The sequence below is a fragment of the Nocardia sp. CA-107356 genome (assembly GCF_050946365.1).
Taxonomy (GTDB): domain Bacteria; phylum Actinomycetota; class Actinomycetes; order Mycobacteriales; family Mycobacteriaceae; genus Nocardia.
In genome coordinates, this window is the sequence record NZ_CP191992.1 from 7,901,283 (window position 1) to 7,927,262 (window position 25,980).

Sequence of the window (25,980 nt, forward strand, 5' to 3'; positions counted from 1 at the left end):
TGGGAGACCAAGCGTGACAACAGATCAAGTAGCGGCAGACCTGCCCGCGAAGCTGTCGGAAGACGAGTTGCGGGCGATCGCCGAAAAAGGCGCGGCCGAACTCGGGACGCATGCCTCGGCGCTGGAGCTGCTGCGATGGACCGAGGACAACTTCGGCACCGGCTATATCGTCGCCTCGAATATGCAGGACGGCGTGCTGGTTCACCTTGCCGCACAGGTGCATTCGGGTGTCGACGTGCTGTTCCTCGATACCGGTTACCACTTCGCCGAGACCATCGGCACCCGGGATGCGGTGGAGGCCGTCTACGGGGTGAACGTGATCAACGTCCGGCCGGAGCACACGGTGGCCGAACAGGATCAGCTGCTCGGCAAGGATTTGTTCGCGCGCGATGCCGGTGAATGCTGCCGGTTGCGCAAGGTTGTGCCGCTGAAGCGCTCGCTCGGCGGATACAACGCCTGGGTCACCGGCATTCGCCGCGTGGAGGCGCCGACCCGGGCCAACGCGCCGCTCATCTCGTTCGACGACGCGTTCGGACTGGTGAAGATCAACCCGATCGCCGCCTGGTCCGACGACGAGATGCAGACCTATATCGAACAGCACGGCATCCTCGTCAATCCCCTGGTGGAGGAGGGATATCCGTCCATCGGCTGCGCTCCGTGCACACGGAAGCCGGAGCTGGGATCCGATCCGCGAAGCGGCCGCTGGGCTGGCCTCGCCAAGACCGAATGCGGGTTGCACACCGCATGACCGAGTCAGGGCCCGGAGGAGGTAGCGTGCGTAACCACGTAGGGCCCCTCGGGCATGCAGAAATGGACACAGCATGACCGAAACCATCAGCACACGTTCACTCGGCATCACCGATTTCGACACCCTCGCGGCGCTCGAATCGGAGTCGATCCACATCTTCCGTGAGGTGGCAGGCGAATTCGAGCGGCCGGTGATCCTGTTCTCCGGCGGCAAGGATTCCACGGTGCTGCTGCACCTGGCGCTCAAAGCCTTCTGGCCCGCGCCGCTCCCCTTCGCGCTGCTGCACGTCGACACCGGGCACAATCTGCCCGAGGTGCTGGAGTTCCGTGACAAGGTGGTCGAAAAGTACGGCCTGCGGCTGCATGTCGCGAAGGTCGAGGACTACCTCGCCGACGGTCGCCTGACCGAGCGCCCGGACGGTATCCGCAATCCGCTGCAGACCGTGCCGCTGCTGGACGCCATCGCCGAACACCGCTTCGACGCGGTCTTCGGCGGCGGCCGCCGCGACGAGGAGCGTTCGCGCGCCAAGGAGCGAATCTTCTCGCTGCGCAACGCCTTCGGGCAGTGGGATCCGAAACGGCAGCGGCCCGAACTGTGGAACCTGTACAACGGCAAGCACGCGCCCGGCGAGCATGTCCGGGTGTTCCCGCTGAGCAACTGGACCGAACTCGATATCTGGCGCTACATCGCCCGCGAGGATGTCGACCTGGCGAGCATCTACTACTCGCACGAGCGTCCGGTGTACCAGCGCGACGGCATGTGGATGACGCCCGGCGTCTGGGGCGGTCCGCGCGAGGGTGAGGTACTGGAGACCCGTTCGGTGCGCTATCGCACCGTCGGCGACGGATCCTCCACCGGCGCAATTCTTTCCGACGCTGCCGATAACGAGGCGATCCTCGCCGAGGTGGCCGCGTCCCGTTTGACCGAACGCGGAGCTACGCGTGGCGACGACCGAGTGTCGGAGGCCGCGATGGAAGACCGCAAACGAGAGGGTTATTTCTGATATGTCCGACCTATTGAGGCTGGCCACCGCCGGTTCTGTCGACGACGGTAAGTCCACCCTGGTCGGACGGCTGCTCTACGACACGAAATCCGTACTGGCCGACCAGATCGACGCCGTTACACGCGCCTCGGTAGACAAAGGGTTGAGTACACCGGATCTTTCGCTGCTCGTCGACGGGTTGCGCGCGGAACGCGAACAGGGCATCACCATCGATGTCGCCTACCGCTACTTCGCAACGCCCAAGCGGTCATTCGTGCTCGCGGACACCCCCGGGCATGTGCAGTACACCCGCAATACCGTATCCGGCGCGTCCACCGCGCAGCTGGTGATCCTGCTCGTCGACGCACGCAAGGGTGTTATCGAGCAGACCCGTCGGCATGCCGCGGTGCTCGCGCTGCTCGGCGTGCCCAAGCTGGTGCTCGCGGTCAACAAGATCGACCTGGTGGACGACCCAGCGACCGTCTTCACGCAGATTTCGGCCGAATTCAACACGCTCACCAGCACTCTCGGCTGGTCGAGCGAGGACGTGCTGGAGATCCCGGTGTCCGCGCTGCACGGTGACAATATCGCTTCGCGGTCGGAGAACACCCCGTACTACGACGGACCTTCGCTGATCGAGCACCTCGAATCGGTGCCGGTCGATGCCGACAGCTCGGGCGAGCACGCGCTCGGCCTGCGCTTTCCGGTGCAGTACGTGATCCGGCCGCGCACCGCCGAATACCCGGACTACCGCGGCTATGCGGGCCAGATCGCGGCGGGCTCGGTGTCACCCGGCGATGAAATCGTGGTGCTGCCCTCGGGAATTCGCTCCACCGTCGAGCGGGTCGATACGCCCGATGGTGAGCTCGCCGTTGCTCAGGTCGGGCGCAGCGTGACGCTGATCCTGGCCGATGATGTCGACATCTCGCGCGGGGACATCATCGCCTCACCCGCCGATGCACCGGAGCCGATCGACTCGTTCGACGCGACCGTCTGCTGGCTGGGTGATAAGCCACTGCGTCCCGGAGCGCGCCTGCTGCTCAAGCACGGCACGCGCACCACACAGGCTATCGTCGGCGCGCTCGTCGAGCGGTTCGACGAGCAGAACCTGACCGCGGCGCCGAACCCGGAGTCGTTGGAGCTCAACGATATAGGTCGGATCTCGGTGCGCGTCGCCGAACCCATCGCCGCCGATGACTACCGTGTCAACCGGCACACCGGCAGCTTCCTGCTCATCGACCCGGCCGGTGGCAATACGCTGGCCGCGGGCCTGGTCGGCGATGTGCTGACCGCGGTCGAGGTCGGAGCCTGAGGTGAATTCGCCCGGCAGCGGTGCCGTCTCGGCTGTGGGGCTGCCGGGCGGTAGATCCATGTGGGCGCAGCTCGAACTGCTGTCGACTCCGGTCGACGGGTATCCGGCGCTGATCGCGGTCGCGCACGGCAGCCGTGATCCGCGGTCGGCAGCAACGATGGCGGCGGTAGTCGCCGATATCCCTGCCGTCCGACCAGATCTCGACGTCCGGCTCGCCTTCCTCGACCTGAACGCGCCGTCGGTCGATCAGGTGGTGGATGCCGTTGCGGCACAAGGGCATACACACGCCGTGGTCGCTCCACTGCTGCTGGGCAACGCCTTCCATGCGCGGGTGGACCTACCCGGGTTGCTCGCGGCCGCTCGCCTTCGCCACCCGCGGCTGCGGCTCACCCAAGCCGATGTCCTGGGGCCCGATGCGCGGCTGATCGCGGCCCTGCGCGACCGGGTACTGGCGGTGGATGGCATGGATCGGAGCGTCGGCGTAGCCATTGCGGCGGTGGGCTCGTCTTCGGTAGCCGCCAATGCCCGCACCGCCACTGTGGCGCGACAGCTCACGGCGATCACCGGCTGGCGCACCGAGATCTGCTTCGCCACCACCGAACCCACTCTCGCCCAAGCAGTTTCGCGTCTGCACGACAGAGGCGCCGAGCGCGTGCTGGTGGCACCGTGGTTCCTCGCACCGGGGCTGCTCACCGATCGGCTGGAAGCCGCCGTGCCCGATCTGGCGCACGCGCACGTCATCGGTCCGCATCCGGCGCTGGCCGATATCGTTTGGGACCGTTACGACAACGCGCTAACCGATGTCCTGAGCCTGTCGGCCTGATCGCATCAGAACAGTTCCACACCGGTGATCCGGTTCACAATCACGTCTCTTGATCACATACCCATAGGGGGTATAGGTTTCCTGTGTCAGAGCGGAACACAGGTCGGAGGACGAACAATGAACACCCGGACGCACGCTGGAAAGCACACCGACCACAGCGCCCAGACTGCTGCCGCCGATCACACGGCGCACGCCGATCACACGGCGCACGCCGATCACACGGCGCACGGCGCACCCGGCGGACTGTTGATCTCGCAGGACGGTTACACACTCGAACTCGCCGACACCATCGTCCGCCCAGGCGAATTCGACTTCCGGTTCCGGATTCTCGGACCGAACGGACGGCCGGTCACCGAGTACACCGATCTGCACGACCGCGAACTGCACTTGATCGTCGCGCGGCGGGAACTCACCGGCTTCTGGCACGTGCACCCGGTGCGCGCGACCGACGGCACCTGGTCGGTGCGTTTGAATCTGCCGGATGCGGGCGCCTATCGCATCTTCACCGATATCGCACCGCGCGCACTCGGCAAAACCATCACGCTGGGGGCGGATCTCGCGGTCGCAGGCACCTACGACCCGCAGCCGACCCCCGATGCCGCACGCACCGTCACCGTGGACGGCTACGAAGTCTCGCTGGCCGGAAACCTCACCCCCGGCGCGGCCCAACTGCTCACCCTCACCGTGCGCAAGGACGGCACCCCGGTCACCGACCTTCAGCCCTACCTGGCCGCGTTCGGACACCTAGTAATCCTCCGAGCGGGCGATCTGGCCTACGTCCACGTCCACCCGAACGGCGCCCCCGACGACGGGATCACCACCCCCGGCCCCGACATCACCTTCCACACCGCGGTCCCCGGCCCCGGAACCTACCGTCTCTTCCTCGATTTCGAACACGGCGACACCGTCCACACCGCCGCCTTCACCCTCCCCACCCGCCAACCCTGAGCACTCAGGAAACGCCCTCCCACAGGTGGGACATCATTACCGGGTAGCGGACCGGCCGAAATTCGGTGAAGTCGATATCGCGGACGTGGCTGAAGTCGGACCAGAGCATTTTGCCGCCTTTCAGCCACTGGGCGATACGGACGCTGCGCCGCACCTGTTCGAGTTCCGATGGGGTCGCGGGCCGCAGGGCGCCGACGGTGCCGTACAAGCGCACTCCGGGCGCGGAAATGAAGCGGCCGAGGAACAGCGAGCGAAGCCAGAACAGCAATCCGGTGTCGACGGCCATCAGGCACACTCGCGGGTCGGCGTCGACATTGCGCGCCAGCGCGCTCGTGTACTGATCGAAATAGAAGCCGGTCTGGTTGTCACGGAGAAAGACAGTTCCTACCGGCGTCACATGCGGCGCACCGTCGGCGTCCACCGACGCGATCGCAAAGTGTCCGGTAGACCGTTTCCCTTGTGCGACAACCGCCCGAATCTCGTCCCAATGTTCCTCGACGCTCATACCACTTCCCGAATCGGCTAGCGGGGAAGGTTATTCGGCCGAGTACCGCAGTCCCCCCACGTGAACGATAGTCCGGTCACTCACCGACCACTTGGGTGACATCGCCGCATCGGACCACCTCGTCGCCCTTCGCACCGCCGTCGACGTAGAGTTCGATCTTGTCGTCGTTGCAGGGCGAGTTGCTTGCACGGTAGATGGTGAGCTTGCGGGTTACGTCGCACCGGTTGTGGTAGTAGACGGTGGTTGTGAAGGTGCCAGGCTCGTATGAGTAAGAGAAGCAGCCACTTTCGCTGCGTTCGGCGGAGGCCGTCGCGCTGGTGGCGACGGTGAATCCGATCGAGGCGGCGGCGATGGCGATTCCCGCGAGGAGCCTGCTCGTTATACGCATGATGACCTTTCGATAACTCAGTGGCTCACTGGCAGTGCACGTTGAAGATCTGCCACTTGTCGTCGCCGATGATTCCGCCCCAATCGATGCACCGGCCCTTCGCGGAGACGAACACCGGTCCGGCGTATTCGGTGAACTGACCCTCATCGATGGTCACGTCCTTCTTGCCTTCGGACAGTTCCAAGCCGGCGGCCATACGCACCGCGGCGCCCGGCTGGTCCCGCACGGTGACGACACAGTTCTTCTCGCCGTTGTAGGTGAGGAAGATGGTGCCGCCCCGCAGATCGTGAGTATCGATCACGTTGTATCCGGCCCCGCACTGATTGCCATATGTCGCCGCCGAAGCGGTGCCGGGAGCGAAAAACGCTGCCCCGGAGGCAATTCCGGCCGTGGCCGCACAGGACGCGACGATCTTCAGTGCGTTGCTCACGCAGAACTCCTCTATCGCATTACAGGTGAGATCCCGATGGTAGGGGCGGTGTGCGGGCGCCAATTGCCGGTGAGCGCAGCAAAGTTATCGCCGAGCGCAGCGTCGGCCGTGTCCTGCACCACGTTTAGCGCGTGGCGCGCCGAGCCACTCTATGGAAGCGCCAGACCAACCGGTTTGTGGTGTGGTGATAGATCGCGATGACGGGAGATGATGCCGATGAAAGCTGGAGTCGACCTCGTCGAGACCGCCGCCACGAGCGCCGTCGCGCCGCACGAGCGCACGGACTATTGGGGCGAACTGATCCAGTCGTGCCACCGACGCCGGGTGGGCTACGTATTCCCCCGCCGAAGCGACTTCCAAGGACGAGTAGCGCTGCGCCGCACGGACAATTACCAAATCGTCGGATGGCAGGCCGATGCCGTGACCTACTACCGCACTGCCGGACATGTGCGCGAAGACGCCGACGAGGACTATCGCCTGATGCTGCCGACGACCGGGCACGTCACCATCTGGCAGGACGATCAGCACGTACCCATGCCGCCCGGCATCGGCGCACTGGTGACCATCGACCAACCGTTCGCGTTCACCCAGGTCGACGGCACCGAGGGGCTGACCATAACCATCCCCAAGGGTGAGATCGACCACCGCCTCGGCAGCGCCGCACCGCCTTCGCCGCTCGTGGACCTTACCTCGGGGCTCGGACGAGTGGTCGCCGACCTCGCCACCGGTTTGATCGCCGAGCGCGACACCCTCACCCACCGTCAGTTCAACGCCGTATCCGAGCGGCTGGTCGAGCTGTTGTGCATGCACATCGTCGGCGACCACCCGACCGAACAGAGCCATCTCACCGACGTGGAATCCCGTGTCCGCCACTACATTCACACCAACGCCCACAATCCCGAACTGACTCCGGCCGCCGTCGCCCGCGCCCTCGGCTGGTCGCTGCGCCAGGTCCAGCTCGCGCTCCAACACGGCGGCACCACACCGCGCGAACTCATCAAGGAAGAACGCCTACGACTCGCCCACGCACGGCTGCAGAATCCCGCATACCGCCACTGGACCATCGCCACCCTCGCCGCCGGACTCGGTTTCAACTCCGCCAACTCCTTCAGCACCGCCTTCCGCCGCCGCTTCGGCGCCACTCCGCGCGACATCCGCCGATCCTGAAGGCAATCCACCGCTGCTCCGCGCCGCCCCGACGATTCCTTGCCGATCCCGCGATCCGATTCGCCGAACTCGACTACCTGGCAGCATTGCAGATCGGCACGTTGCTCGGCGAGAGCTGCACCCACGATGTAGTCGATGCTGCGGTGGTCATCTGCGCGAGGTCGATGAACTACTCGCCGATCGTCACAACGGATCCCGATGGCGTACCGAGCTGGACAGCACTCTGCCGCTGATCACTTTGTGAACCCGCAGTCGCTCAGGCGAGCAGGGCGTCGACGATGGTGCGGGCGGTGGTGACGCCGTCGGTGTCGCCCATTTGCCGGGCGGTGTTGGCGGCGCTGATCAGTGCGTCCAGTTCGAAGGCAATGGCGTCGGGGTTCCGGCCGGTGCAGCGCCCCTCGTCTTGGGCGTAGCTGATCTGTTTGGCCAAGAAACCGAGCCAGTCGGCGTGGTCTTCGGCGATGACGTCACGGACGGGGCCCGGTTTGCTGTCGAACTCGGCGATGGTGGCGACGCGGAAGCAGCCGCCGGGGAAGGTCGGGTCGATGATGTGCTCGAACCAGCGGTCCACGATGGCGCGTAGCCGGATCAGGCCGCGCGGTTCGGTCATGGCGGGGGCGATGACGCGCTCGATGAAGGCCTCGCGGGCGGACTTCACCGCCGCCACCTGCAGCGCCTCCTTGGTGCCGAACAGGGTGGCGATGCCGCTCTTGCTGATGCCGAGATCGGTGGCCAGCCTGCCGATACTCAGACCGGTCAGCCCCTCGACGGAGGCCAGGTCGGCGGCGCGTCTGGCGATCGATGCCCGGGATCGCGCGCCTTTCGCCAAGCGCTGGTCATGCTCAGGGGTGATCGTCGTCTCGGCCATAACCACATTCTTCCACTCGGCACTTGCAAATACGAACGAACGGTCGTACGTTAATTACACGAACGATCGTACGCTTTGTTTTCCGTTCTCGTCGAAGGATCTCCCCATGACCGCAGTGTCCACGCGGACCGACAGTCCGCCGACCAACCAAGCCGCCGTGCGAACGCTCGTAATCGCCTGTGGTGCAGCGTTTATCGCCTTTCTCGATCTCTCCGTCGTCAATATCGCCTTTCCCTCCATCGCGCGCGACTTCCCCGATACCGCGACGACCACACTCACCTGGGTCGTCAGCGGCTATGCGATCGCCTTCGCGGCATTGCTCACCCCGGCGGGCCGGTTCGCCGACACCCTCGGACGGCGCAGACTGTTCCTGATCGCACTGGCCGGTTTCGCGCTGACCTCCCTGCTGTGCGGGCTCGCGCCCACCGCCGGTTGGCTCATCGCCGGTCGCCTGCTGCAAGGCGCGACGGCGGCACTGATGGTGCCGTCCGCGCTGGGACTGGTGCTCAGCGTCACGCCGCGCGAGAAAATCGGCGCGGCCATCGGAGCCTGGTCTGCCGCAGGCGGTTTCGCCGCCGTGGTAGGTCCGGCGATCGGTGGTGCGCTGGTCGAGGCGTTCGGTTGGCGGGCCGTGTTCGTGATCAATATTCCGGTCGCGATCGTGCTGATCGTGCCGGGACTGCGCATTCCGGTGCCCGATACGCGACAGCCGGGTAGCGCGCTGCCCGACCCGCTCGGGACCGTCGCCATTGCCCTCGGCCTCGGCGGCCTGGTCGCCGGTGTTACCGAGGGCCAACGGTGGGGCTGGACCGCGCCGAGCACGCTCGCCGCACTCGCTGTCGGCGCGCTGCTGATCCTGGCGGCGCTGATTCGTTCCGCGCGCCACCACAATCCGGCCATCGCGGTCGAGCTGTGGCAGAGCAGGCCGTACGCGCTGGCGAATGCCGCCTCGTTCGTCTTCGGCGCGACCATGTTCGCCTGGTTGCTCGCCGGTCCGCTGTTCCTCGATGCGATCTGGCAGTATTCGGTGCTCGGTTCGGCGGCCGCGCTGACAGTGGGCGCGGTGTCCTCGATGGTGACCGCGACCATCGCCGGGCGCATCACCGCGCCGACCACCCGACGCTGGTTCGGTGTCCTCGGCGCGCTGATGTTCACCGGAACCACGCTCTGGATGAGCACCGATTCCTTCGGTGCGACACCGACTCTGTGGTCGGCATGGGTGCCCGCCGGACTGCTCGGCGGCGGTGGCGTCGGAATAGTCGTGACGGTACTCGGTACGGCGGCCGCGAGTTCGCTTCCGCCGCAACGCTTCGCGGCGGGTATCGGAATGAATTTGACCGCCAGGCAGGTGGGCGGCGCGCTCGGTGTCGCAGTGCTCGCCGCAGTGTTCGCCGCCAATACCGACGATGCGCTGGCCGCCTTCCACACGCTGTTCGCCGTCTGCGCGGTCATCGGCGCCGTCGCCGCCGTGGTGATGGCCATTCCGACGCGTACCCCGGTTCCGGCCGTCGCCGTTCCCGCCCAGAGCTAGGAGTTATCTTGACGCACAACGATATTCGTACCGAAGCCGACGACCCGATGCTGCTGTCGACCACGGTGGCACGCGGCCTGCTCACCGCTGCTCCATGGCGGCGCTATGCGGTGCTGGGTGATTCGATCGCCCAGGGCGTCGGCGACCCGAGCCCCGGATATGACACCGTCGGGTGGGCCGATCGCATCGCCGCAATTCTGAAGGCAACGAATCCCGCTCTGGCATACCTGAATACCGGCCGAATCGGCGCGACGTCCGCGCAGGTGCTCGCCCACCAACTGCCGCGGGTCCTCGAATTCGAGCCGGATCTGGTGCATCTGAGCTGCGGCGGCAACGATCTGTTCGTTCCGGGCGGCAGTCTCGACGAGTTGCGCGCGAATCTCGACGCACTGTTCGGCGCGCTGGCCCGCAGCGGGGCTCAGATCAGCACATTCACCCTCGCCGATGTGTGGGACGCGGAGCGGATGGCGCCGATGCGGCCGATGCGGGAACGGATGTCGGCGCTCAACGACATCGTGCGCGAACTGGCCGTGCGCTACGACGCGATCCTGGTCGAGTTCTGGGACCATCCGCTGCGACTGCGACCCGAGATCATGAGCGAGGACCTCATTCACTTCACAATGACCGGACATGCGGTGGTGGCCACCGAGATGGTCCGTGCGATGGCCGAGCGGCTGCCGACGCGGGAACCGGCACACTGATATGACACCGGGCCGCGCCCGAGCAGATGAGCTCGTGCGCGGCCCGGTGGCGTCCTCCGCTACGCCTTACTCGCCATACCGGTCGACGAGTTCGGCACCGAGGACGGCCAGCTCCGCCTGCACCGATCGCGGTGCCAACACCTCGATTTCGGCGCCCCAGCCCGCCAATTGCTGGGCGATCATGCGCGGCGTCGGCGCGGTGACGCGGACCTGGATACGACCGTCGGCGGCCGGGCCGTCCACCTCGCAGTGTCGGCCCTGCTGCTTGCGCAGGATCGGCAGGAGTCGCGGCGCGACGAGTGCGGTCGCCGACGTGGCGGCGCGGCGTTGCTCGACCTCGCCGACCACCTCTGCCCATACCATCGACAGATCGAAATCCGCTGGGCGATGGGCGATTTCGTCAGCAATCGCGGCATCGACAATGCGGTCGACGCGGAAGGTGCGGCGGCCGCGATCGGTGCCGGCGACGAGGTACCAGACGGCATCCTTGTCGACCAGACCCCACGGGTCGACAATGCGCTGGCTGCGCTCCCCGGCCCGCTCGTACTCCATGCGCACCTTGCGGCGTTCGACGACCGCGCGCTGCAACAATTCGACAAGTTGCGGCCGCAGCTGATCATGCTCACCCCAGCGCGCGGGATCGATGACCACCGCGTCGGCCGCGGCCTCGGCATCGGTGCGGAAGGTGTGTGGCAAGGCACGCACCAACTTTCGCAACGCCGACTTCACCGCGGGCACCGCGCTCGCGGACGGTCCGGCCAGTAGGAACAGCGCGCGGGCCTCCGGTTCGGTCAGGCCGCTGAGGTCGGTGCGCGCACCGCCTACCAGGGACCAGCCGCCACCACGACCCGGCTGCGGATAGACCGGGACACCCGCGGCCGACAACGCCTCCAGATCGCGGCGCGCGGTCGCGACCGATACCTCGAGTTCAGCGGCGATCTCGGCTGCCGTCACCCGTCCACGCGTCTGCATCAAGAGCAGGGTCGCCACCAATCGGTCCGCTCGCATGATCACAATTCTGCCGAAAAAAGTGCTCATTCGGTGAGCACTTTGACCGGAATGATGGATCGCACAGATAAGGAAGACCCCGATCCGAGGAGACCAAGATGTTGCGAGGAATGGCCACCGTTTCGTTCTATGCCGACGACCTCGAGGCCGCGAAGAGCTGGTACACCGAGGTGCTCGGCTTCGAGCCCTATTACGCCGTGCCCGGCGGCTACTACGAATTCCGCATCGGCGACTATCAGCACGAACTCGGGATCATCAACCGCAAGTTCGCACCGGCGGGCGCGCACGATCAGCCCGGCGGGGCCATCCTGCACTGGCACGTCGACGATCTGCAGGCGAGTTTCGACCGGCTGCTGGCACTGGGGGCCACCGAGTACGACCCGATCACGCCGCACGGCGATGGTGATTTCATCACCGCGTCGGTGATGGATCCGTTCGGAAACGTGCTGGGGATCATGCAGAATCCGCACTACCTCGAGATCTTGGCGAAGAGTCGGCCCGCTCGAGCCAGGCTCGCATTGCCGCGAGGATGCGCTGACGCAGGGATGTTTACCTGCGTCGGCGCATGGTCGTCGTCGGTTAGGGTTTCGCTGTCGGCTCAGGGGCCGAACCAGCGCTCCAGGATTTTGGCGACGCCGTCGTCGGCCACGTCGTCGGCAACTTCGTCCGCCCAGTCGCGGACCTCGTGCGGCGCGTTCGCCATTGCGACGGAATGCCCTGCCCAGTGCAGCATTTCGCGGTCGTTGTAGCCGTCGCCGATGGCCAGGGTCGCCGCGCGCGGAATACAGAGTGCGGTGCGCAGTCGCTCCAGCGCCCATCCCTTGGAGACCCCGCTCCGCGAAACGGTAAGCCACGGGCCGAATTCGCCGTGCACCCAGCTCGCTCCGGGCACGCGCAGCTGGGCGAGCAGTCGCAGCATCTCCTCCAGGGAACCCTCGGGCCACCAGCCGTTGAGTCGCGGCGTCGGCTCACTGCTCAACGCACCGTCATCGACGAGAACGTATTCACCGATGGAGAATTCGCCCGGACTGATCCCAGTGGCCCAGGTGCCGACACCGACCTTCTCCACCGCGAAAATCATCTCCGGGAACAGTGCGCGCAAGGCGACGACGGCAGGTCCGGGATCGAATGTCTGCACCGCCACCGGCTCCCCCTTCGCCACATCGATGTGCACCGCGCCGTTGGAGCACAACGCATGTCCATCGACCAAGCCCAGCTCTTCCAGCACGGGACGCGTCGTCATCAACGTCCGCCCGGTCGTCACGACCACATGCGCACCCGCCGCAACGGCCGCACGCACAGCATCGACCACACGGGCACTGACCGCCGATCCCGGCTGCAGCAACGTCCCATCGATATCCAGCGCAATGAGCTGAGGTCCCCCGTCTACCACCAATCCATTGTGCATCGCTATGGCACTCTGCGGGGGCTGGAGCGGATGTATCGGCTACGCGAGCCGCGAATTCAGTTGGTTTTATGTGACCGCGGTGATCATCTGTGGGCTCCGCCGCCCCCACCGCTGGAACCACCGGAGTGGCCAGAGGCGGAACCACCACCCGAGGAGCTGGCACCGGAGGAGCTTCTGCCGCCGAATGTCGAACCGCCGGAGGAGGTTCCGCTGGACGAGGTGCCACCGGTCGAACCGCCGAATGCACCACCTCTAGTTGGACCGCCTGATGTACCGCCATTAGTCGAGCCACCCGAGGTGCCACCGTTGGCCGAGCCACCCGAGGTATGCCCCCCGGTCGAACCACTCGATGTACCACCGCTCGTCGAGCCACCCGACCTACTACCACCGGCCGAACCACCCGAGGCACCACTAGCCGAACCACCCGAGGTCGCACCACTGGCCGAACCACCCGAGGTCGCACCACTGGCCGAACCACCCGAGGTCGCACCACTGGCCGAACCACCCGAGGTAGCACCGCTTGCGGAGCCACCCGTTGGGCTCTCACTCGTCGAACCACCGTTGGTCGAACCGGAGGTACCACCCGTCGATCCGCTCGTGGATCCCCCAGATGTCGAACCGCTCGTTCCCCCAGAAGACGCACCGCCCGAGGTACTTCCGCCGGGCGTACTGTCCGCGCTGCCGCCGGACCAACTGCCCTCCGAGGTGGTGCCACCCGGAGTCACGGTCCCGGAGGGGATTTCGCCCGACGGGGCGCCCGTGGCAGGCCCGGTGAAGATCGGGGGGTTGCCGATGGTTATGCCGGGGATACCGGGAGTCGCTGTACCCGTTCCGGCGGTAGGCGGCGGTACCGGGACGGCGGGAGCTGGATTGATCGGGGTGGGACGGGAACCCGGGAGGCTGACGCGTGGGATCGGTGCGGGAGTCGCGGGCTGGTCGGGGACCGCGGGGGCGCGCTGCGGGCTTTGAACGAAGGGCAACGGGTTCAGGAACTGGGCCGGGTTGGCGTAGGTGACACCGTCGGACTGCATCGACCCACGTCGCGGCTGCTGGTGGCTGCCCCAGTGGGCCTCGGCCACCGACGGACCGATCGTTGTCGTATGGACGTCGGGAGCGATCCCGTAGGCGGGCCTACCCGAGTTGCCGAAGCCCGCGGCCGTGGTGGCCCAGCCGACTGCCCTCGACACGGCCGAACCAGCATCGGTGAGCGCGTGGATATCGGGCTCGAATAGCAGATTGTCCATCGGGCGCCCGCCATTCGGCGCGGCGTCGAGCAGGGACGGCATCTCCGGGATGGTCGGGCCGCCGAATACCGTGACCGCCGATACTGCCACCGCGGATGCCACTGCGGCACTGGAGAATACGGCGATCTTCGGGGCTCGATGTCGACCGCCCGTCGATAGTGGGGCAAAGCTGCGCGCGGCGTAACCGGCGGCGCCGACGGCGACGGTCTGGCCCGGATCGGTCGACATCACCACGGGTCGCCCGAGTTCGGCGATGGTGCGCGCGACCTCGACGGGACGGGTGGCACCGCCGACGAGCAGAATGTAATCGATATCGGACAGGCTGCGTCCGGTCGATTCCACGCACTCGTGGATCACGTCGAAGGAATCCCGGATGTGCTGGGTGCGCAGACCCCCGATATCGACGATCGAGGTCATCTGCAGCATCGACCCGTTGTCGTCGGGCGCCCCGACCCGCGAGTATTGCGCGATCATCGCACCGAGCGGACGGCCACCGAAATCGTAGGAGCGCACGGACTTTCCGACGATCGGATGGTCGTCCCAGTCCGGTCCGACCCGGACGATCGAGACATCGAGGCTCGCCCCGCCGAGGTCGTAAACCAGCACGAAGCCCGGCTCCAGCGGTCCGCGCTCCTGTTCGAGCCACTCCGCGGCCGCGACGGGTTCGGGTACCAGCATTACATCGGCGGCCCCGGCCAGGTTCAGCGCCTGTCGCAGCAGCGCCAGCTGCTTATCGGAATAGCTTGCGGGATAGGTTGCGACGGCCCCCGCGGTCGGCGGGAACGATTCGAGCAGACCGTTCACCACCGCGGCCACCAGATTCGCGGGCGACCAGAGCCGACCGCCCACGATCACCGATTCCGGGTCACGCGCCAGATCTGCGAAATCCGTTACCGCCATAGCGAATTGGGGGATCCCACCGATCCGGATACCGCCCGCACTGTCGAAGGTCACCGCCGTGCGGCGCGCCCGCACCGACGACCATGGTCGCTCGCCGGTCACCAAGGCGGATACGGAGTTCACTGAACCGATGCTGAAACCCAGACCTGTAGTCATTCGCTATCCCGTCAACGCACCGAGACCACGTCCATCACATAGGAGATCCATGTGGCCGCGGTCGCTTCCCAAACAGCTCCCACAGGTTAGCTGCTATCGGATCGAATGGGATGCAGAATTGATATGAAACGTTCGACTTACGTTGATGATGATTCAAACCTCCAGCTAGATCGCCTGATTAAACGCGATCCAGACCCCTGGACGTTCGGCGTTTCGCAACCTGAAGCCCGATTCCAGTGCGGCAAGCCAGTTTCCGCTACTGCACAGTAACTCGAATCACGGCGCCGATCGGCCGTCCGCAACGGGCAACGACCGAACCGCACAGAAGCGACAGCACACACCGACCGGTCGGTAACCAGATCATTGCCAGCGCTAGCTATTTCATTGCACGCCCGTATCGGCCCATCAAGCATGACGCATCAAATGTAATGCCCGTTTTCCGCCAGCAGCACCATCCGCCAACGACTTGACTGGGTTCCGCGATGCGGAAGCGCTCGGCCGAGCCGAGGTCCCGCCCACTTCATCGTGCATGAAATCGCCAGGAAGAGAAGGGAAAACGAGGACGATGTCTACACGTTTCGCGGAGAAGGTCGTGCTGATCACCGGAGCGAGCTCGGGAGTCGGCAAGGCCGTGGCGCTGCGGGCGGCGGCCGAGGGCGCGGCAGTGGTGCTCGGCGCTCGTGGTAAGGACGCGGGCGAAAAGATCGCGGCCGATATCCGCGCGACGGGCAGCCGGGCGGTCTTCGTGCCGACCGATGTCACCGTGGAGGCCGATGTGGCCCGGCTGACCCAGGCGGCGCTCACCGAATACGGACGGCTGGACGCAGCTTTCAACAACGCGGGTGCCGTCAATGCCTTCGGCCCGGTCTCACAGATCGACGAGGCGGGGTGGCGCGCCGATCTCGAACTGAACCTGACAAGCGTGTTCTACGGTCTGCGGCACCAGGTTCCGGCCATTGTTGCCTCCGGCGGCGGCGCGATTCTCAATAACGCTTCGAACCTCGGCGTGGTCGGTATGGGTTCGGTCGCGCCGTATGTGGCGGCCAAGCACGGTGTCGTCGGACTGACCCGCGCGGTGGCGCTGGAAGCCGCCGAACAGGGCGTGCGAGTGAACGCGCTGGTCTCCGGCGCCGTCGATACTCCGGCATTCCGCAATTCGATGGGTGCGACACCCGAAGGCGAAGCGGCCATCGCCGCACTGCATCCGCTCGGCCGGATCAGCAAGCCAGCGGAGATCGCATCCTTCTGCGCCTACCTGCTGAGCGATGAGGCCAGTTTCATCACCGGCGCGGCGCTCGCGATCGATGGCGGATTCACCGCCAAGTAGGCGGTGGCCTCGCCGGTGCCCGACCAGGCAGCCGACCGGCACCTCGGCCCGACACACGCCCTCATCGCGTCGCCGATCGCCGAGGTGCCGACCATTCTCGGACCCTACCTCGCATCCGTCATGTCGGCGGGGGGCGAACTTTGTTACGTATCACCAATACGACAGCGGCGCGAATGCGCCGCGAGCGCTCAGGCGCGGGTGAGCAGGCGGCGCACTCTACCGGTCCGCACCACGGCGCCACCAGCGACCAGCGCGGGCCGACGGCCACGCACCAAGTGGTCGAAGTCCGTAGCGCCGCCGACCGGTTCACGCAGCCGACCGGCATTGAAGTCATCGGCCAACTGCCGAACCGTCTCCTGCGCGCAGGATTTGTTGGTACCGATGAATCCGGTGGGACCACGCTTGATCCAGCCGGTGACATACGTTCCCGACAGCACCGCACCGCCGGACTGCTCCAGCACGCGACCGTTCAGGTTCGGGAGAACGGCGGCCTGCTCGTCGAATGGCAAGCCGGGCAGCGCCACACCGCGATAGCCGACCGAGGTGAGCACCAACCCGGCATCCAACCGCTCGGTCTCCCCTGTCGCGACGGCACGGACGCATCCGTCCGGATCAGTGACGAGTGCATTGCGGCGCACCTCGATACCGGTCACCTCGTCGGCGCCGAGGATCTCGGTCGGCGCGGCCAGATACCGGAAAACGATCCGCTTGCGCGCACCGAACGCCCGCTCGGACAAGGTGCGCAACAGCCGCAGCTTCTGCTCGACCTGATACGGCAGCCCCTCCGTCACCTCCGGCAATTCTCCCTCGATGGCGATATCGACATCGGCGCCGAGCAGACCGACGAATTCCGGAACGGTGAAAGCGGATTCGGCCGGACCACGCCGGCCGAGGATGACCACTTCCTCGACCTTGCTCTCCCGCAGGGCCTTCAGCGCATGCGGTGCGATATCGGTGCCCGCCAACGCTTCCGGATCACTGGTCAGGATGCGCGCCACATCGAGAGCCACATTGCCATTTCCGACGATGACCGCCCGGCGCTGCGACAGATCGAAGGTGCGCTCCGCGTGATCGGGGTGCCCGTTATACCAGGCGACGAAGTCGGTGGCGGATACGTTACCCGCCAACCCCTCTCCGGGAATGTCGAGCTTGCGATCCGAGGACGCGCCGACCGCGTAGATCACCGCATGAAAGTGCGCGAGCAGCTCTGCATGCGAAATATGCTTGCCCACTTCGACATTCAGATACGACCCGAAACCCGACTGCGCGGAGATGATGTCGAAGAGCTTATCGACCTGCCTGGTCTTGGCATGGTCCGGTGCGACGCCGTACCTGGCCAGCCCATGAGGCACCGGCAGTCGGTCGAAGACCGTCACAGTGACATCGGGTTGGGTCAGCAATTCATCGGCCGCATACATCGCCGACGGACCCGATCCGACGATCGCCACCCGCAGCGGCTGATGCTCGGTGAGAATCTCGGCGGCGGGCACCGGCTTCGCGAGGAGCGGCCGCGGTCGCGCCTGGCGATAGAAGTCGGCGTTGATCTCGATGAACGGCTTCTGCTCATCGGTCAGTTTCTTCGACGAGGTGATGGCATCGACCGGGCACGCGGTGGCACACGCACCGCAGTCCACGCACGCCTGCGGGTCCACGTACAGCATCTCCGCCGTCAGGAAATCGGGTTCGTCGGGCGTGGGATGGATGCAGTTGACCGGGCAGGCGTACACGCAGGACGCGTCGCTGCAACACGACTGCGTGACGACGTAGGGCACGTCAGCCAGCCTTCGCCGTGCGCAACGGCTCGGAGCGGTAGCGGGTGGTGTGGCCGTCGATCTTCAGCAACTTCCACACGGCCTTGCCGATGGGATTCATCAGGCCGATGTCGTTGGCCAGCGTGCGCACATCGCCGAAGAAATCGCTGAACTCCTGTTTGGCCTGCTTCGACCCGTAGAACAGCTCCTTGCGCACCTCGTCCGGGATATCGAACTCGCGGAAAAACGACCGGGGCGGGGTGTAGATGGAGCGGCCGAGGATCCACATGACGATCGGCATGACAATCGAGAGCACAAACTTGTTGGCCGAATTCGTCTCGGGCACATGCTGCTCGAGGAATCCGTGCGCGAAGGAGATGTGGCGCGCCTCCTCGGCGACATGGATGGCCATTACGCCATGCATGATCGGATGCACTTCCTCGCCGGAGCGCAGGACCGCCTTCTGGATGTGGTCGATGGGCTCCTCACCCGCGAGCACGGCCATGAAGAACAGATTGGGGAACAACGCGGCCACCGGCGCACCGATGTACTTGAACTTGCGCACCAGCGGCCCCATACCGGGGACGTCGATCCCGATCCGGTTGACCATCTCCTGGAACATCAGGGTGTGGTTGTGCTCCTCGATCATCTCGTGGGAGCAGTAGCGGAATTCGGGTGAGCCGTTCGGCAGGCCGAAGCTGTGCGTCACCATGCCGCTGATCAGGATGGATTCGAACTGCAGACCGACCTTGGCGACATTGGCTTGGCGGTACTTGCCGATGGCGATCTTGCGGTCGAGCGGCAGCGCCTGGTACCAGGGGTGGCGACCGAGCGCATCGCCGGACACCGGGAGCACCCAACGCTCCGGACCGGCGTCGACGGCGAAGTCCGGGTTGTCCCAGTCGATGTCCTCGAAGGGGTCGAAGTGCTTGTTCACCGAACCTTCGGAGAGCAGCAGCAGCTTCGCGGCATACTCCTGCGCCTTCGCCAGATCGGGATCGACTGCGGGCGTAACGGCTGTAGACATCGTCGTCACTGCCTCTCCTCGTGGGACATTTACTGTATCCCATAGTTACACTTACGAGGAGTAACGTCAACCTGGCACATGATCGACGTTCCGGCGACGGTGGGTTCGCCGCCGGGTCCGCCGCTACCGCAGCCCGACCTGCGACAACCCCGCGACTACGGAATCGGCGGGGAGCGCCAGCGCGATCACGACCCCACATGCCGACATCCCCGCCGCGATCGCAACCCGGGACAAGCGGCGCCTTGTGCGTCGCGAAAGTAAAAGGGCGCGCGCCGCCGCTAGGCGGTGCGCGCCTTGACGCCTGTGCCGGTGGTGGTGTCCGGCCGCCTCCTCATCCACGGCGGCGGCACGGCGCCATGATGGCGGCGCCGTCGGCGATGGTGCGCTCGGGATCCGGGGCCGTGATCACCGGGCGCGCCAGTTCGTTGGCGAGCACCTGGGATACCTCGACCGGGCGGGCCGCGCCGCCGACCACCAGGACGCAGTCCACATCGGCCATCGTCACATCGGCCATCCGCAGACAGCGGTACACCAATTTCAGCGAGGATCGGATATGGATGGTGCGCAACTCATCGGCGGTAACACCGGTGACCGCACCGGAAATGGAGGCCGCAGCGGTGCCGTTCCCGGCCCGCGCGGAAACCAGTGCGCCGAAGGCACGGCCGCCGAATTCCGAGGATCGAACCGGCACGCCGACGATCGGATTATTCGGACATCCCGCGCCGACTCGCACCAGGGTGATGTCGAGGTTGGCGCCACCTAGGTCATAGACCAGGGCTAGGCCCGGCATCAGCGGCCCGCGTTCGACCTCGAGCCAGGTCGCCGCCGCAACGGGTTCGGCAACCAGCGCGACCTGCGGCAGGCCGATCGCGTCCAACGCCGCGCGCAACTCCCCTACCTGTCCCTCGGAGTAGCCCGCTGGATGGGTCAGCGTGACTCCGGCATCGACCGCCCGGTGATCGCGGCGCGCCTCGGTGATCAGGCACTCCGCGACGACCGCGATCAGATCGGCGGCGGTCAGCGCCCGGTGCCCGACTCTGGCCCGCGTGGTCTTGCGCTGGCCGAGGTCGGCGAATTCGGTGATCGCGCGCCCGTGCCGCGGAATCATGCCGACCCTGGCCATGCCGGTGCTGTCGAAGGTGAGGGTGGTGCGACGGGTGACAGCGGGCGAGCGTTCGGCGGCCGAGCGGCGCCCCGGCGGAGCCTTGGCCGAACTCTCCTCCGCCAGAGCGGAAACCGTGTTCACAGTGCCTATGCTCAAACCAAGACCAACCGCCATCGCAATCCTTTGATCGCCGAGCCGATTTGCTTCGAACCTATTCACGCAACCACTCCGCGACCCGCCTGCCAACCACCGGACATACGGTTGTCCGCACACCGCCGGTACTGACACACGTTGCATAGCGAGCGCACCGAACCCGGCTCACCCGCCACGCGACTCCGCGCGACCCGATCATGGTCGGATCCCTTCCGGCGCGCCGGAATTCGACGATGCCCTGTCACGGTTCGCCGATCGACGCCAACTCCGCCATCTCGGCTACGGCTACATGTTCCTACATGCGCAAACATCACCTCAACGCACCCCTCGTCACGATAGCCGTGCAGCCGTGGGAGGCCGAACGGACGGCTGTGCCGATACCGACCAGTTCGTGCACACCACGGCGCGCGGATCCGCTATCGCGGTCACCCGAGTTCCGACTTCCCGCACCGGAATTCGCGAACCGTTCCGGTGCGGGAAATCAAAGCCTGTGCGGCCGTTGGCAATCACTTAGCAACATTCCAGCACAGCCTGAGCACTCGCTGCGTACGCTGTACGCTGCGCCGGACCCTGCGCTTGCCCGAGCAACTGCAGCACCATCTGCGCGGCCTGGTCCTGCCACCGCGCGTACGCCCTCGGGAAGCCCGAACGCTGCGCGGCCTGCGCCGCCTGCCACAGCGGCATCGCCTGGTAATTCGGCGCGTGGACCAGCAATGCGTCCAGGAATCGCTCGGTCGCGTAGCGCAGATCGGTGATCTGTTCCGGCGTACCCCAGCCCGCGGAGGGACGCTGCTGGAACACCCCGAGCGAGTCGTAGTCGACCGCCTCGGTCAGGTTGCGCAGCATTGATTCCTGTAGTGCGGTGGCCAGTGCGACCACCGCCGCATAATCGGGCATGCCGCGGTGGCGGACCACCTCGACAATCGTTCGCGCGTTATCCCACTGCTCCGGATTCGGCGTGAAATGCAGTTGATCGCCCTCGATTCCGTGTGGCAGCGACTGCGCCGGGATGCGGCCGGCAGCAGAGTTCGGGATCGGCTTCCCCACCGATTCCGGGCTCACGGCGGCCACTTCGGGCGAGTCCAAGGGGATCTCGGTGATTGCCGGCCCATCCGGTGCCCGCAGTGCGGGCGTTCCGGGTGGTGGTGCGGCCGTGGCCGGACCGGATTGGATTATCACCGCGGCACTGACAACGGCCAGCGCCAGAAATACCTGTCTTCGAATTGACATGGCGATCGATCAACTCCCCGCCGCCTGCACACGACCTACGTCGCGGGCCTTGACCCACGGACGGCAGGTCGAGCAGGCTGCGATCGGGCGGCCGGATATCGCTCATCCGGGCCGCGTTCGACGACCATTGCGAATGGCTCACTTCGGATTACGTTCCGATAACTCACCGGAACCCACTAGCACATGTTTCGCATTCAGCACAATATGAGAAGTTGAAACAGAGTTCGGTTTCGACACGCCATGAAAGGGTGCGGATTTCGCCCACGCACGCTGGCGATGGCTTGCAGGTCACTCGAAATGGTCAGAATCCGGCCAATACAGCGGAGCTTAATTCACCCTTATCCCGCAGGCAGTTCCGGAATGCGGGTGGCCCGCGCGTAGACGGTCTCCCCGTCGCTGAGCTGCAACGCCTCGGCGTCGCCCCGGGTCACCTGGGCGGCGAACAGATCGCCGGTGGCAGCATTGCGCAGTTCGACGCGCACCTCGAAACCCAGGTGCACAACGCGCTCCACGGTGGCGCGGGTGACGCCCGCCGATTCCGCGGTGCCCTCGTCCTTGGCCAACGCCATGCTGGCGTCGCGGCCGACGCGAATATCGTGCGGGCGCACCAGGTGCCCATTGAGCCTGGCCACCGCGCCGAGGAAGGACATGACGAACTCGTTGGCGGGACGGTCGTAGACATCCTCCGGGCTGCCGACCTGTTCGATGCGGCCCTTGTTCATCACCGCGATCCGGTCGGCGACGTCGAGCGCTTCTTCCTGATCATGGGTGACCAACACGGTGGTCACGTGGACCTCCTCGTGCAGGCGGCGCAGCCAGGTGCGCAGATCGGCGCGCACCTTGGCGTCGAGGGCGCCGAAGGGTTCGTCGAGCAGCAGCACCTGTGGGTCGACGGCGAGCGCGCGGGCCAGTGCCATGCGCTGGCGCTGACCGCCGGAGAGCTGGGCCGGGTAGCGATGCTGGAAGCCGTCGAGGCCGACGATGCCGAGCAATTCGTCGACACGCTTGGCGATCTCGCCCTTGGGGCGCTTGCGGATCTTGAGTCCGAAGGCCACGTTGTCCCGCACGGTCATGTGCTTGAACGCGGCGTAGTGCTGGAATACGAAGCCGATATCGCGCTTCTGCGGCGGCACGTGGGTGACGTCATTGCCCGCAATGGTGACGATGCCGGAGTCGAGCGACTCCAGACCCGCGATCGAGCGCAGCAGGGTCGACTTGCCCGAACCCGACGGCCCGAGCAGTGCGGTCAGCTCCCCCGACGGGATATCGATGCTGACATCGTTCAGGGCGGCGAAGGAACCGTAGTTCTTCTTCGCATTGGTCACGGTGATCACTTGGTGCCCCGCTTACGTTCGAGGAGGGTCATCAACAGAAGGACTATGAGGGCGAGGCCCATCAGCAGGGTGGCGGCGGCGTAGGCGCCGAAGGTGTTGTGGTCGTTGATGTATCGACCGTGCACGAGCAGTGTCAGCGTCTGCGATTTACCCGGCAGCGCCGAGGACACCATGATCACCGCGCCGAATTCACCGAGCGCACGCGCGACGGTCAGCACGATGCCGTAGGTCAGGCCCCAGCGGATGGCGGGCAGCGTGATCCGCCAGAACGTCTGCCAGCGGGAGGCGCCGAGGGTGGCCGCGGCCTGCTCCTGATCGTCGCCGATCTCGTGCAGCACCGGCTCGACCTCGCGCACCACGAACGGCAGCGTGACGAAGATGGTGGCGATCACCATGCCGGGCAGATTGAAGATGACCTTGAAGCCGAGATCTTCCAGTCCGCCGAACCAGCCGTCCGCACCCCACAGCAGGATCAGCGCGACGCCGACCACGACCGGCGAAACGGCGAAGGGCAGATCCACGATGCCCTGCACCAGGGTGCGGCCCGGGAACTTCCCGCGCACCAGGGCGATCGCGGTGACGATGCCGAAAATCACGTTCACCGGGACCACGATCGCCACGATGAGGATCGAGAGTTGGAATGCCGAGATCGCCGCCGGTGTGGAGATCGAGTCGATGAACGCGCCGATCCCCTTTTCGAAGGTGCGCCACAGAATGATGATCAGCGGCAGCACCAGCAGCACGAAAAGGTAACCCAATGCGACGGTGCGCAGCGAAATACGGGTCGGCCAGGACAGATTCACTGTGCCTCCTGCTCTTTGCGCGCCGTCCGCTCGGCCCACAGCCGCAGCACCAGCAGGGTCGCGAACGAGATGACCAGCAGCGCGACCGAGACCGCGGCCGCGTTCACCGGCCGGTCGATCTCGATCTGCTTCTGGATGTACTGCGAGGCCATCTCGGTCTTGCGCGGGATGGCGCCGCCGATCAGCACCACCGAACCGTATTCGCCGATGGCGCGGGCGAAGGCCAGACCGCCGCCGCTGATGATGGCGGGTGCGAGGGTCGGTAGGACGATACGGCGGAACGTGGTCCAGTTATCCGCACCGAGCGAGAGCGCGGCCTGCTCGACCTCGCGGTCGGCCTCGATGAGCACCGGCTGCACCGATCGGACCACGAACGGCAACGTGACGAACGCCAACGCCACGACGAGGCCGGGCTGGGTGGCGTTGAGGTGGATATCGATCGGGCTCTGCGGGCCGTACAGCGACAGCAGCACGATGCTGGCGACGATGGTCGGTAGCGCGAACGGTAGGTCGATGAGCGCGTTGACAATGCTCTTACCCGGGAAGTCGTCACGCACCAGGACCCAGGCGATCAGCGTGCCCATCACCACATTGATGACCGCCACCACCACGGAGACGACCACCGTGATGCGCAGCGAGTCGACGGCGGCGGGCGCGGTGATGGCATCCCAGAATCCGGACCAGCCGTCGTCGAATGAGGTGACGGTGAGCGCGGCCAGCGGTAGCAGCACGATGATGCTGAGCCAGAGCACCGCGGTGGCGATGCCGAGCGGACCCACCGAACCGGTCACCCGTAGCCACGACCAGGTTCGGCCAGCGGCTACAGGGGACGCGGGTTCATCCGCGATTTCGGAGCCGCCGGGATCGGGGACGTGCCCGATCCCGGCGGTGCTGCTGTCTGTCACAGTCGTCCAGTATCCCGTGTGTTTCAGATCACCGAACTACTTGGTGGCCTTGTCATAGATGACCGCGACGGAGCCGGTGTTCGCGGTGAACAACTCCTTGTCCACGCTCTTCCAGCCACCGAGGTCGGCGATCGTCCACAACTTCTGCGGAGTCGGGAAGTCCTTGGCGTAGTCGGCGGCCACCTGCGGGTCGACCGGGCGGAATCCGGCCGAGGCCCAGGCCTTCTGCCCCGCCGTGGTGAACAGGAAGTCGCGGAAGGCGCTCGCCAGTTCCAGATGCTTGCTGCTCTTCAGTACCGCGACCGGGTTCTCGATCTTGAAGGTGGTCGGCGGCACGATGTGCTCGATCGGATCACCGTTGCGCTCGGAGAAGATCGCCTCGTTCTCATAGCTCAGCAGCACGTCACCGGTGCCCTGCAGGAAGGTCTCGGTCGCTTCGCGGCCCGACTTCGGCTGCACCTGCACATGCTCTTTGGAGATGAGCTGGCTCAGGTAGTCCAGACCCGCCTGCGGGTTCTTGCCGCCGTCGCTCTTGGCCGCGTACGGGGCGAGCAGGTTCCACTTGGCCGAGCCCGAGCTGAACGGGTTCGGGGTGACCACCTGGACGCCCGGTTTGAGCAGGTCGTCCCAGTCTTTGATGCCCTTCGGGTTGCCCTTGCGGACGACGATCGCGACGACCGAACCGAACGGAATTCCCTTGGTGGCGTCGGCATTCCAGCTCGGGTCGACCAGACCGGCGTCGACGAGGCGGGTGATATCGGGCTCGACCGAGAAGTTGACGATATCGGCCTCGGCGCCGTCCTTGACCTTGCGGGACTGATCGCCCGATGCGCCGTAGGCGCCATTGATCTGGACGCCCTTGCCCTTATCGGTCTTATTGAATTCGGGGACGACCTTGTCGAAGCCCGGCTTGGGGACGGCATAGGCATAGAGGTTGAGGGTGCCGCCGCTGCCGTCGGCTCCAGCACCACCCACGGTGTCACTGGCTCCACCACCGCACGCGGTGAGCACGACGGCAGCGACTGCCGTTAGCGCTGCGATGACCGGGCGACGGTGCGATCGGGACGATCCGAGGAGCAAGGATCTGGGTGACATGGATGGAACCTTTCCTATGCGCTCCGCCGCGACGTGGACTAGGGGTCGCGACGATAGAACTGACACGGCGCGACTACCGACCGACGGGTCGTTCGGCTACGGACACTGCTGCGAAAAGTTGCGCGCCAGTC

General features: G+C 65.9%; 24 protein-coding genes and 1 pseudogene. 10 read left to right on the plus strand and 15 right to left on the minus strand.

What is annotated here, in order from left to right:
* Nucleotides 1-13 precede the first annotated feature (13 nt).
* The 5 genes from ACQP1G_RS35645 (at nucleotide 14) to ACQP1G_RS35665 (ending at nucleotide 4,813) form a co-directional block, all read left to right on the plus strand.
* Nucleotides 14-748: a phosphoadenylyl-sulfate reductase gene (locus ACQP1G_RS35645; protein ID WP_433194069.1), complete on the plus strand. Its 735-nt coding sequence runs from the start codon at nucleotides 14-16 to the stop codon at nucleotides 746-748.
* 73 nt (nucleotides 749-821) lie between these two features.
* Nucleotides 822-1,751: a sulfate adenylyltransferase subunit CysD gene (gene cysD, locus ACQP1G_RS35650; protein ID WP_433194070.1), complete on the plus strand. Its 930-nt coding sequence runs from the start codon at nucleotides 822-824 to the stop codon at nucleotides 1,749-1,751.
* Nucleotide 1,752: 1 nt separating this feature from the next.
* Complete coding sequence (locus ACQP1G_RS35655) at nucleotides 1,753-3,042, plus strand: sulfate adenylyltransferase subunit 1 (RefSeq protein ID WP_433194071.1); 1,290 nt, start codon at nucleotides 1,753-1,755, stop codon at nucleotides 3,040-3,042.
* Nucleotides 3,043-3,100: 58 nt separating this feature from the next.
* Nucleotides 3,101-3,865, plus strand: coding sequence for a sirohydrochlorin chelatase (locus tag ACQP1G_RS35660; RefSeq protein ID WP_433209114.1), 765 nt, complete (start codon nucleotides 3,101-3,103; stop codon nucleotides 3,863-3,865).
* Between the two features lie 117 nt (nucleotides 3,866-3,982).
* Nucleotides 3,983-4,813, plus strand: a complete 831-nt coding sequence (locus tag ACQP1G_RS35665; protein WP_433194072.1) for a hypothetical protein — start codon at nucleotides 3,983-3,985, stop codon at nucleotides 4,811-4,813.
* Nucleotides 4,814-4,817: 4 nt separating this feature from the next.
* Here the strand turns inward: ACQP1G_RS35665 and ACQP1G_RS35670 are convergent, their stop codons facing one another.
* The 3 genes from ACQP1G_RS35670 to ACQP1G_RS35680 form a co-directional block, all read right to left on the minus strand.
* Nucleotides 4,818-5,318 (minus strand): pyridoxamine 5'-phosphate oxidase family protein, encoded by a 501-nt coding sequence (locus ACQP1G_RS35670; protein ID WP_433194073.1) that lies wholly within the window; start codon nucleotides 5,316-5,318, stop codon nucleotides 4,818-4,820.
* Between the two features lie 76 nt (nucleotides 5,319-5,394).
* The gene (locus ACQP1G_RS35675) at nucleotides 5,395-5,706 is read right to left on the minus strand and encodes a hypothetical protein (RefSeq protein WP_433194074.1); all 312 of its coding nucleotides are present in this window, start codon (nucleotides 5,704-5,706) and stop codon (nucleotides 5,395-5,397) included.
* Nucleotides 5,707-5,731: 25 nt separating this feature from the next.
* Nucleotides 5,732-6,136, minus strand: a complete 405-nt coding sequence (locus ACQP1G_RS35680) for a hypothetical protein (protein ID WP_433194075.1) — start codon at nucleotides 6,134-6,136, stop codon at nucleotides 5,732-5,734.
* A gap of 216 nt (nucleotides 6,137-6,352) precedes the next feature.
* Between ACQP1G_RS35680 and ACQP1G_RS35685 the strand changes: the two genes are divergently transcribed.
* Nucleotides 6,353-7,303, plus strand: a complete 951-nt coding sequence (locus ACQP1G_RS35685) for an AraC family transcriptional regulator (RefSeq protein WP_433194076.1) — start codon at nucleotides 6,353-6,355, stop codon at nucleotides 7,301-7,303.
* Nucleotides 7,304-7,559: 256 nt separating this feature from the next.
* Here ACQP1G_RS35685 and ACQP1G_RS35690 read toward each other — a convergent pair whose 3' ends face one another.
* Nucleotides 7,560-8,171 carry a TetR/AcrR family transcriptional regulator gene (locus ACQP1G_RS35690; RefSeq protein WP_433194077.1) on the minus strand — a complete coding sequence of 204 codons (612 nt, stop codon included), beginning with the start codon at nucleotides 8,169-8,171 and terminating at the stop codon, nucleotides 7,560-7,562.
* A 106-nt stretch (nucleotides 8,172-8,277) separates the two neighbouring features.
* Between ACQP1G_RS35690 and ACQP1G_RS35695 the strand changes: the two genes are divergently transcribed.
* Both ACQP1G_RS35695 and ACQP1G_RS35700 read left to right on the plus strand, forming a co-directional pair.
* Nucleotides 8,278-9,702 carry an MFS transporter gene (locus tag ACQP1G_RS35695; RefSeq protein WP_433194078.1) on the plus strand — a complete coding sequence of 475 codons (1,425 nt, stop codon included), beginning with the start codon at nucleotides 8,278-8,280 and terminating at the stop codon, nucleotides 9,700-9,702.
* An 8-nt stretch (nucleotides 9,703-9,710) separates the two neighbouring features.
* Nucleotides 9,711-10,403: an SGNH/GDSL hydrolase family protein gene (locus ACQP1G_RS35700; protein ID WP_433194079.1), complete on the plus strand. Its 693-nt coding sequence runs from the start codon at nucleotides 9,711-9,713 to the stop codon at nucleotides 10,401-10,403.
* Nucleotides 10,404-10,469: 66 nt separating this feature from the next.
* Here ACQP1G_RS35700 and ACQP1G_RS35705 read toward each other — a convergent pair whose 3' ends face one another.
* Nucleotides 10,470-11,411 (minus strand): helix-turn-helix transcriptional regulator, encoded by a 942-nt coding sequence (locus ACQP1G_RS35705; RefSeq protein WP_433194080.1) that lies wholly within the window; start codon nucleotides 11,409-11,411, stop codon nucleotides 10,470-10,472.
* A gap of 98 nt (nucleotides 11,412-11,509) precedes the next feature.
* Between ACQP1G_RS35705 and ACQP1G_RS35710 the strand changes: the two are divergent.
* Nucleotides 11,510-11,914, plus strand: a pseudogene (locus tag ACQP1G_RS35710) (VOC family protein); the annotation flags it as partial.
* A gap of 95 nt (nucleotides 11,915-12,009) precedes the next feature.
* Here the strand turns inward: ACQP1G_RS35710 and ACQP1G_RS35715 are convergent.
* Both ACQP1G_RS35715 and ACQP1G_RS35720 read right to left on the minus strand, forming a co-directional pair.
* Nucleotides 12,010-12,804, minus strand: a complete 795-nt coding sequence (locus ACQP1G_RS35715; RefSeq protein WP_433194081.1) for an HAD family hydrolase — start codon at nucleotides 12,802-12,804, stop codon at nucleotides 12,010-12,012.
* Nucleotides 12,805-12,902: 98 nt separating this feature from the next.
* On the minus strand, nucleotides 12,903-15,086 hold the full coding sequence (locus ACQP1G_RS35720; protein ID WP_433194082.1) for an Hsp70 family protein: 2,184 nt from the start codon (nucleotides 15,084-15,086) through the stop codon (nucleotides 12,903-12,905).
* A gap of 598 nt (nucleotides 15,087-15,684) precedes the next feature.
* Here ACQP1G_RS35720 and ACQP1G_RS35725 point away from each other — a divergent pair.
* The gene (locus ACQP1G_RS35725; protein ID WP_433194083.1) at nucleotides 15,685-16,446 is read left to right on the plus strand and encodes an SDR family NAD(P)-dependent oxidoreductase; all 762 of its coding nucleotides are present in this window, start codon (nucleotides 15,685-15,687) and stop codon (nucleotides 16,444-16,446) included.
* A gap of 188 nt (nucleotides 16,447-16,634) precedes the next feature.
* On the opposite strand, the gene ACQP1G_RS35730 is transcribed toward ACQP1G_RS35725, so the two are convergent.
* The 8 genes from ACQP1G_RS35730 to ACQP1G_RS35765 form a co-directional block, all read right to left on the minus strand.
* On the minus strand, nucleotides 16,635-18,218 hold the full coding sequence (locus tag ACQP1G_RS35730) for an FAD-dependent oxidoreductase (RefSeq protein ID WP_433194084.1): 1,584 nt from the start codon (nucleotides 18,216-18,218) through the stop codon (nucleotides 16,635-16,637).
* Nucleotide 18,219: 1 nt separating this feature from the next.
* On the minus strand, nucleotides 18,220-19,224 hold the full coding sequence (locus ACQP1G_RS35735) for an AurF N-oxygenase family protein (protein ID WP_433194085.1): 1,005 nt from the start codon (nucleotides 19,222-19,224) through the stop codon (nucleotides 18,220-18,222).
* A gap of 331 nt (nucleotides 19,225-19,555) precedes the next feature.
* Nucleotides 19,556-20,470 carry an Hsp70 family protein gene (locus tag ACQP1G_RS35740; protein WP_433194086.1) on the minus strand — a complete coding sequence of 305 codons (915 nt, stop codon included), beginning with the start codon at nucleotides 20,468-20,470 and terminating at the stop codon, nucleotides 19,556-19,558.
* Nucleotides 20,471-20,992: 522 nt separating this feature from the next.
* Entirely contained in the window at nucleotides 20,993-21,712 is a 720-nt protein-coding gene (locus tag ACQP1G_RS35745; protein WP_433194087.1) for a hypothetical protein, read from the minus strand.
* Nucleotides 21,713-22,050: 338 nt separating this feature from the next.
* A complete protein-coding gene (locus ACQP1G_RS35750) occupies nucleotides 22,051-23,046 on the minus strand; it encodes a sulfate/molybdate ABC transporter ATP-binding protein (RefSeq protein WP_433194088.1) in 996 nt (331 codons plus the stop codon).
* Nucleotides 23,043-23,849 (minus strand): sulfate ABC transporter permease subunit CysW, encoded by an 807-nt coding sequence (gene cysW, locus ACQP1G_RS35755; RefSeq protein ID WP_433194089.1) that lies wholly within the window; start codon nucleotides 23,847-23,849, stop codon nucleotides 23,043-23,045. Before cysW ends, ACQP1G_RS35750 begins: the two co-directional genes overlap by 4 nt.
* Entirely contained in the window at nucleotides 23,846-24,697 is an 852-nt protein-coding gene (gene cysT, locus ACQP1G_RS35760) for a sulfate ABC transporter permease subunit CysT (protein ID WP_433209117.1), read from the minus strand. Before cysT ends, cysW begins: the two co-directional genes overlap by 4 nt.
* 93 nt (nucleotides 24,698-24,790) lie before the next feature.
* Nucleotides 24,791-25,849: a sulfate ABC transporter substrate-binding protein gene (locus ACQP1G_RS35765; RefSeq protein WP_433194090.1), complete on the minus strand. Its 1,059-nt coding sequence runs from the start codon at nucleotides 25,847-25,849 to the stop codon at nucleotides 24,791-24,793.
* Nucleotides 25,850-25,980 lie beyond the last annotated feature (131 nt).

Excerpts from the sequence above, each read along its gene's own strand:
- cysD (WP_433194070.1), top strand. The coding sequence starts at position 822 with ATGACCGAAACCATCAGCACACGTTCACTCGGCATCACCGATTTCGAC.
- ACQP1G_RS35655 (WP_433194071.1), top strand. The coding sequence starts at position 1,753 with ATGTCCGACCTATTGAGGCTGGCCACCGCCGGTTCTGTCGACGACGGT.
- ACQP1G_RS35660 (WP_433209114.1), top strand. The coding sequence starts at position 3,101 with ATGTGGGCGCAGCTCGAACTGCTGTCGACTCCGGTCGACGGGTATCCG.
- ACQP1G_RS35665 (WP_433194072.1), top strand. The coding sequence starts at position 3,983 with ATGAACACCCGGACGCACGCTGGAAAGCACACCGACCACAGCGCCCAG.
- ACQP1G_RS35670 (WP_433194073.1), bottom strand. The coding sequence starts at position 5,318 with ATGAGCGTCGAGGAACATTGGGACGAGATTCGGGCGGTTGTCGCACAA.
- ACQP1G_RS35675 (WP_433194074.1), bottom strand. The coding sequence starts at position 5,706 with ATGCGTATAACGAGCAGGCTCCTCGCGGGAATCGCCATCGCCGCCGCC.
- ACQP1G_RS35685 (WP_433194076.1), top strand. The coding sequence starts at position 6,353 with ATGAAAGCTGGAGTCGACCTCGTCGAGACCGCCGCCACGAGCGCCGTC.
- ACQP1G_RS35690 (WP_433194077.1), bottom strand. The coding sequence starts at position 8,171 with ATGGCCGAGACGACGATCACCCCTGAGCATGACCAGCGCTTGGCGAAA.
- ACQP1G_RS35695 (WP_433194078.1), top strand. The coding sequence starts at position 8,278 with ATGACCGCAGTGTCCACGCGGACCGACAGTCCGCCGACCAACCAAGCC.
- ACQP1G_RS35705 (WP_433194080.1), bottom strand. The coding sequence starts at position 11,411 with ATGCGAGCGGACCGATTGGTGGCGACCCTGCTCTTGATGCAGACGCGT.
- ACQP1G_RS35725 (WP_433194083.1), top strand. The coding sequence starts at position 15,685 with ATGTCTACACGTTTCGCGGAGAAGGTCGTGCTGATCACCGGAGCGAGC.
- ACQP1G_RS35735 (WP_433194085.1), bottom strand. The coding sequence starts at position 19,224 with ATGTCTACAGCCGTTACGCCCGCAGTCGATCCCGATCTGGCGAAGGCG.
- ACQP1G_RS35745 (WP_433194087.1), bottom strand. The coding sequence starts at position 21,712 with ATGTCAATTCGAAGACAGGTATTTCTGGCGCTGGCCGTTGTCAGTGCC.
- ACQP1G_RS35765 (WP_433194090.1), bottom strand. The coding sequence starts at position 25,849 with ATGTCACCCAGATCCTTGCTCCTCGGATCGTCCCGATCGCACCGTCGC.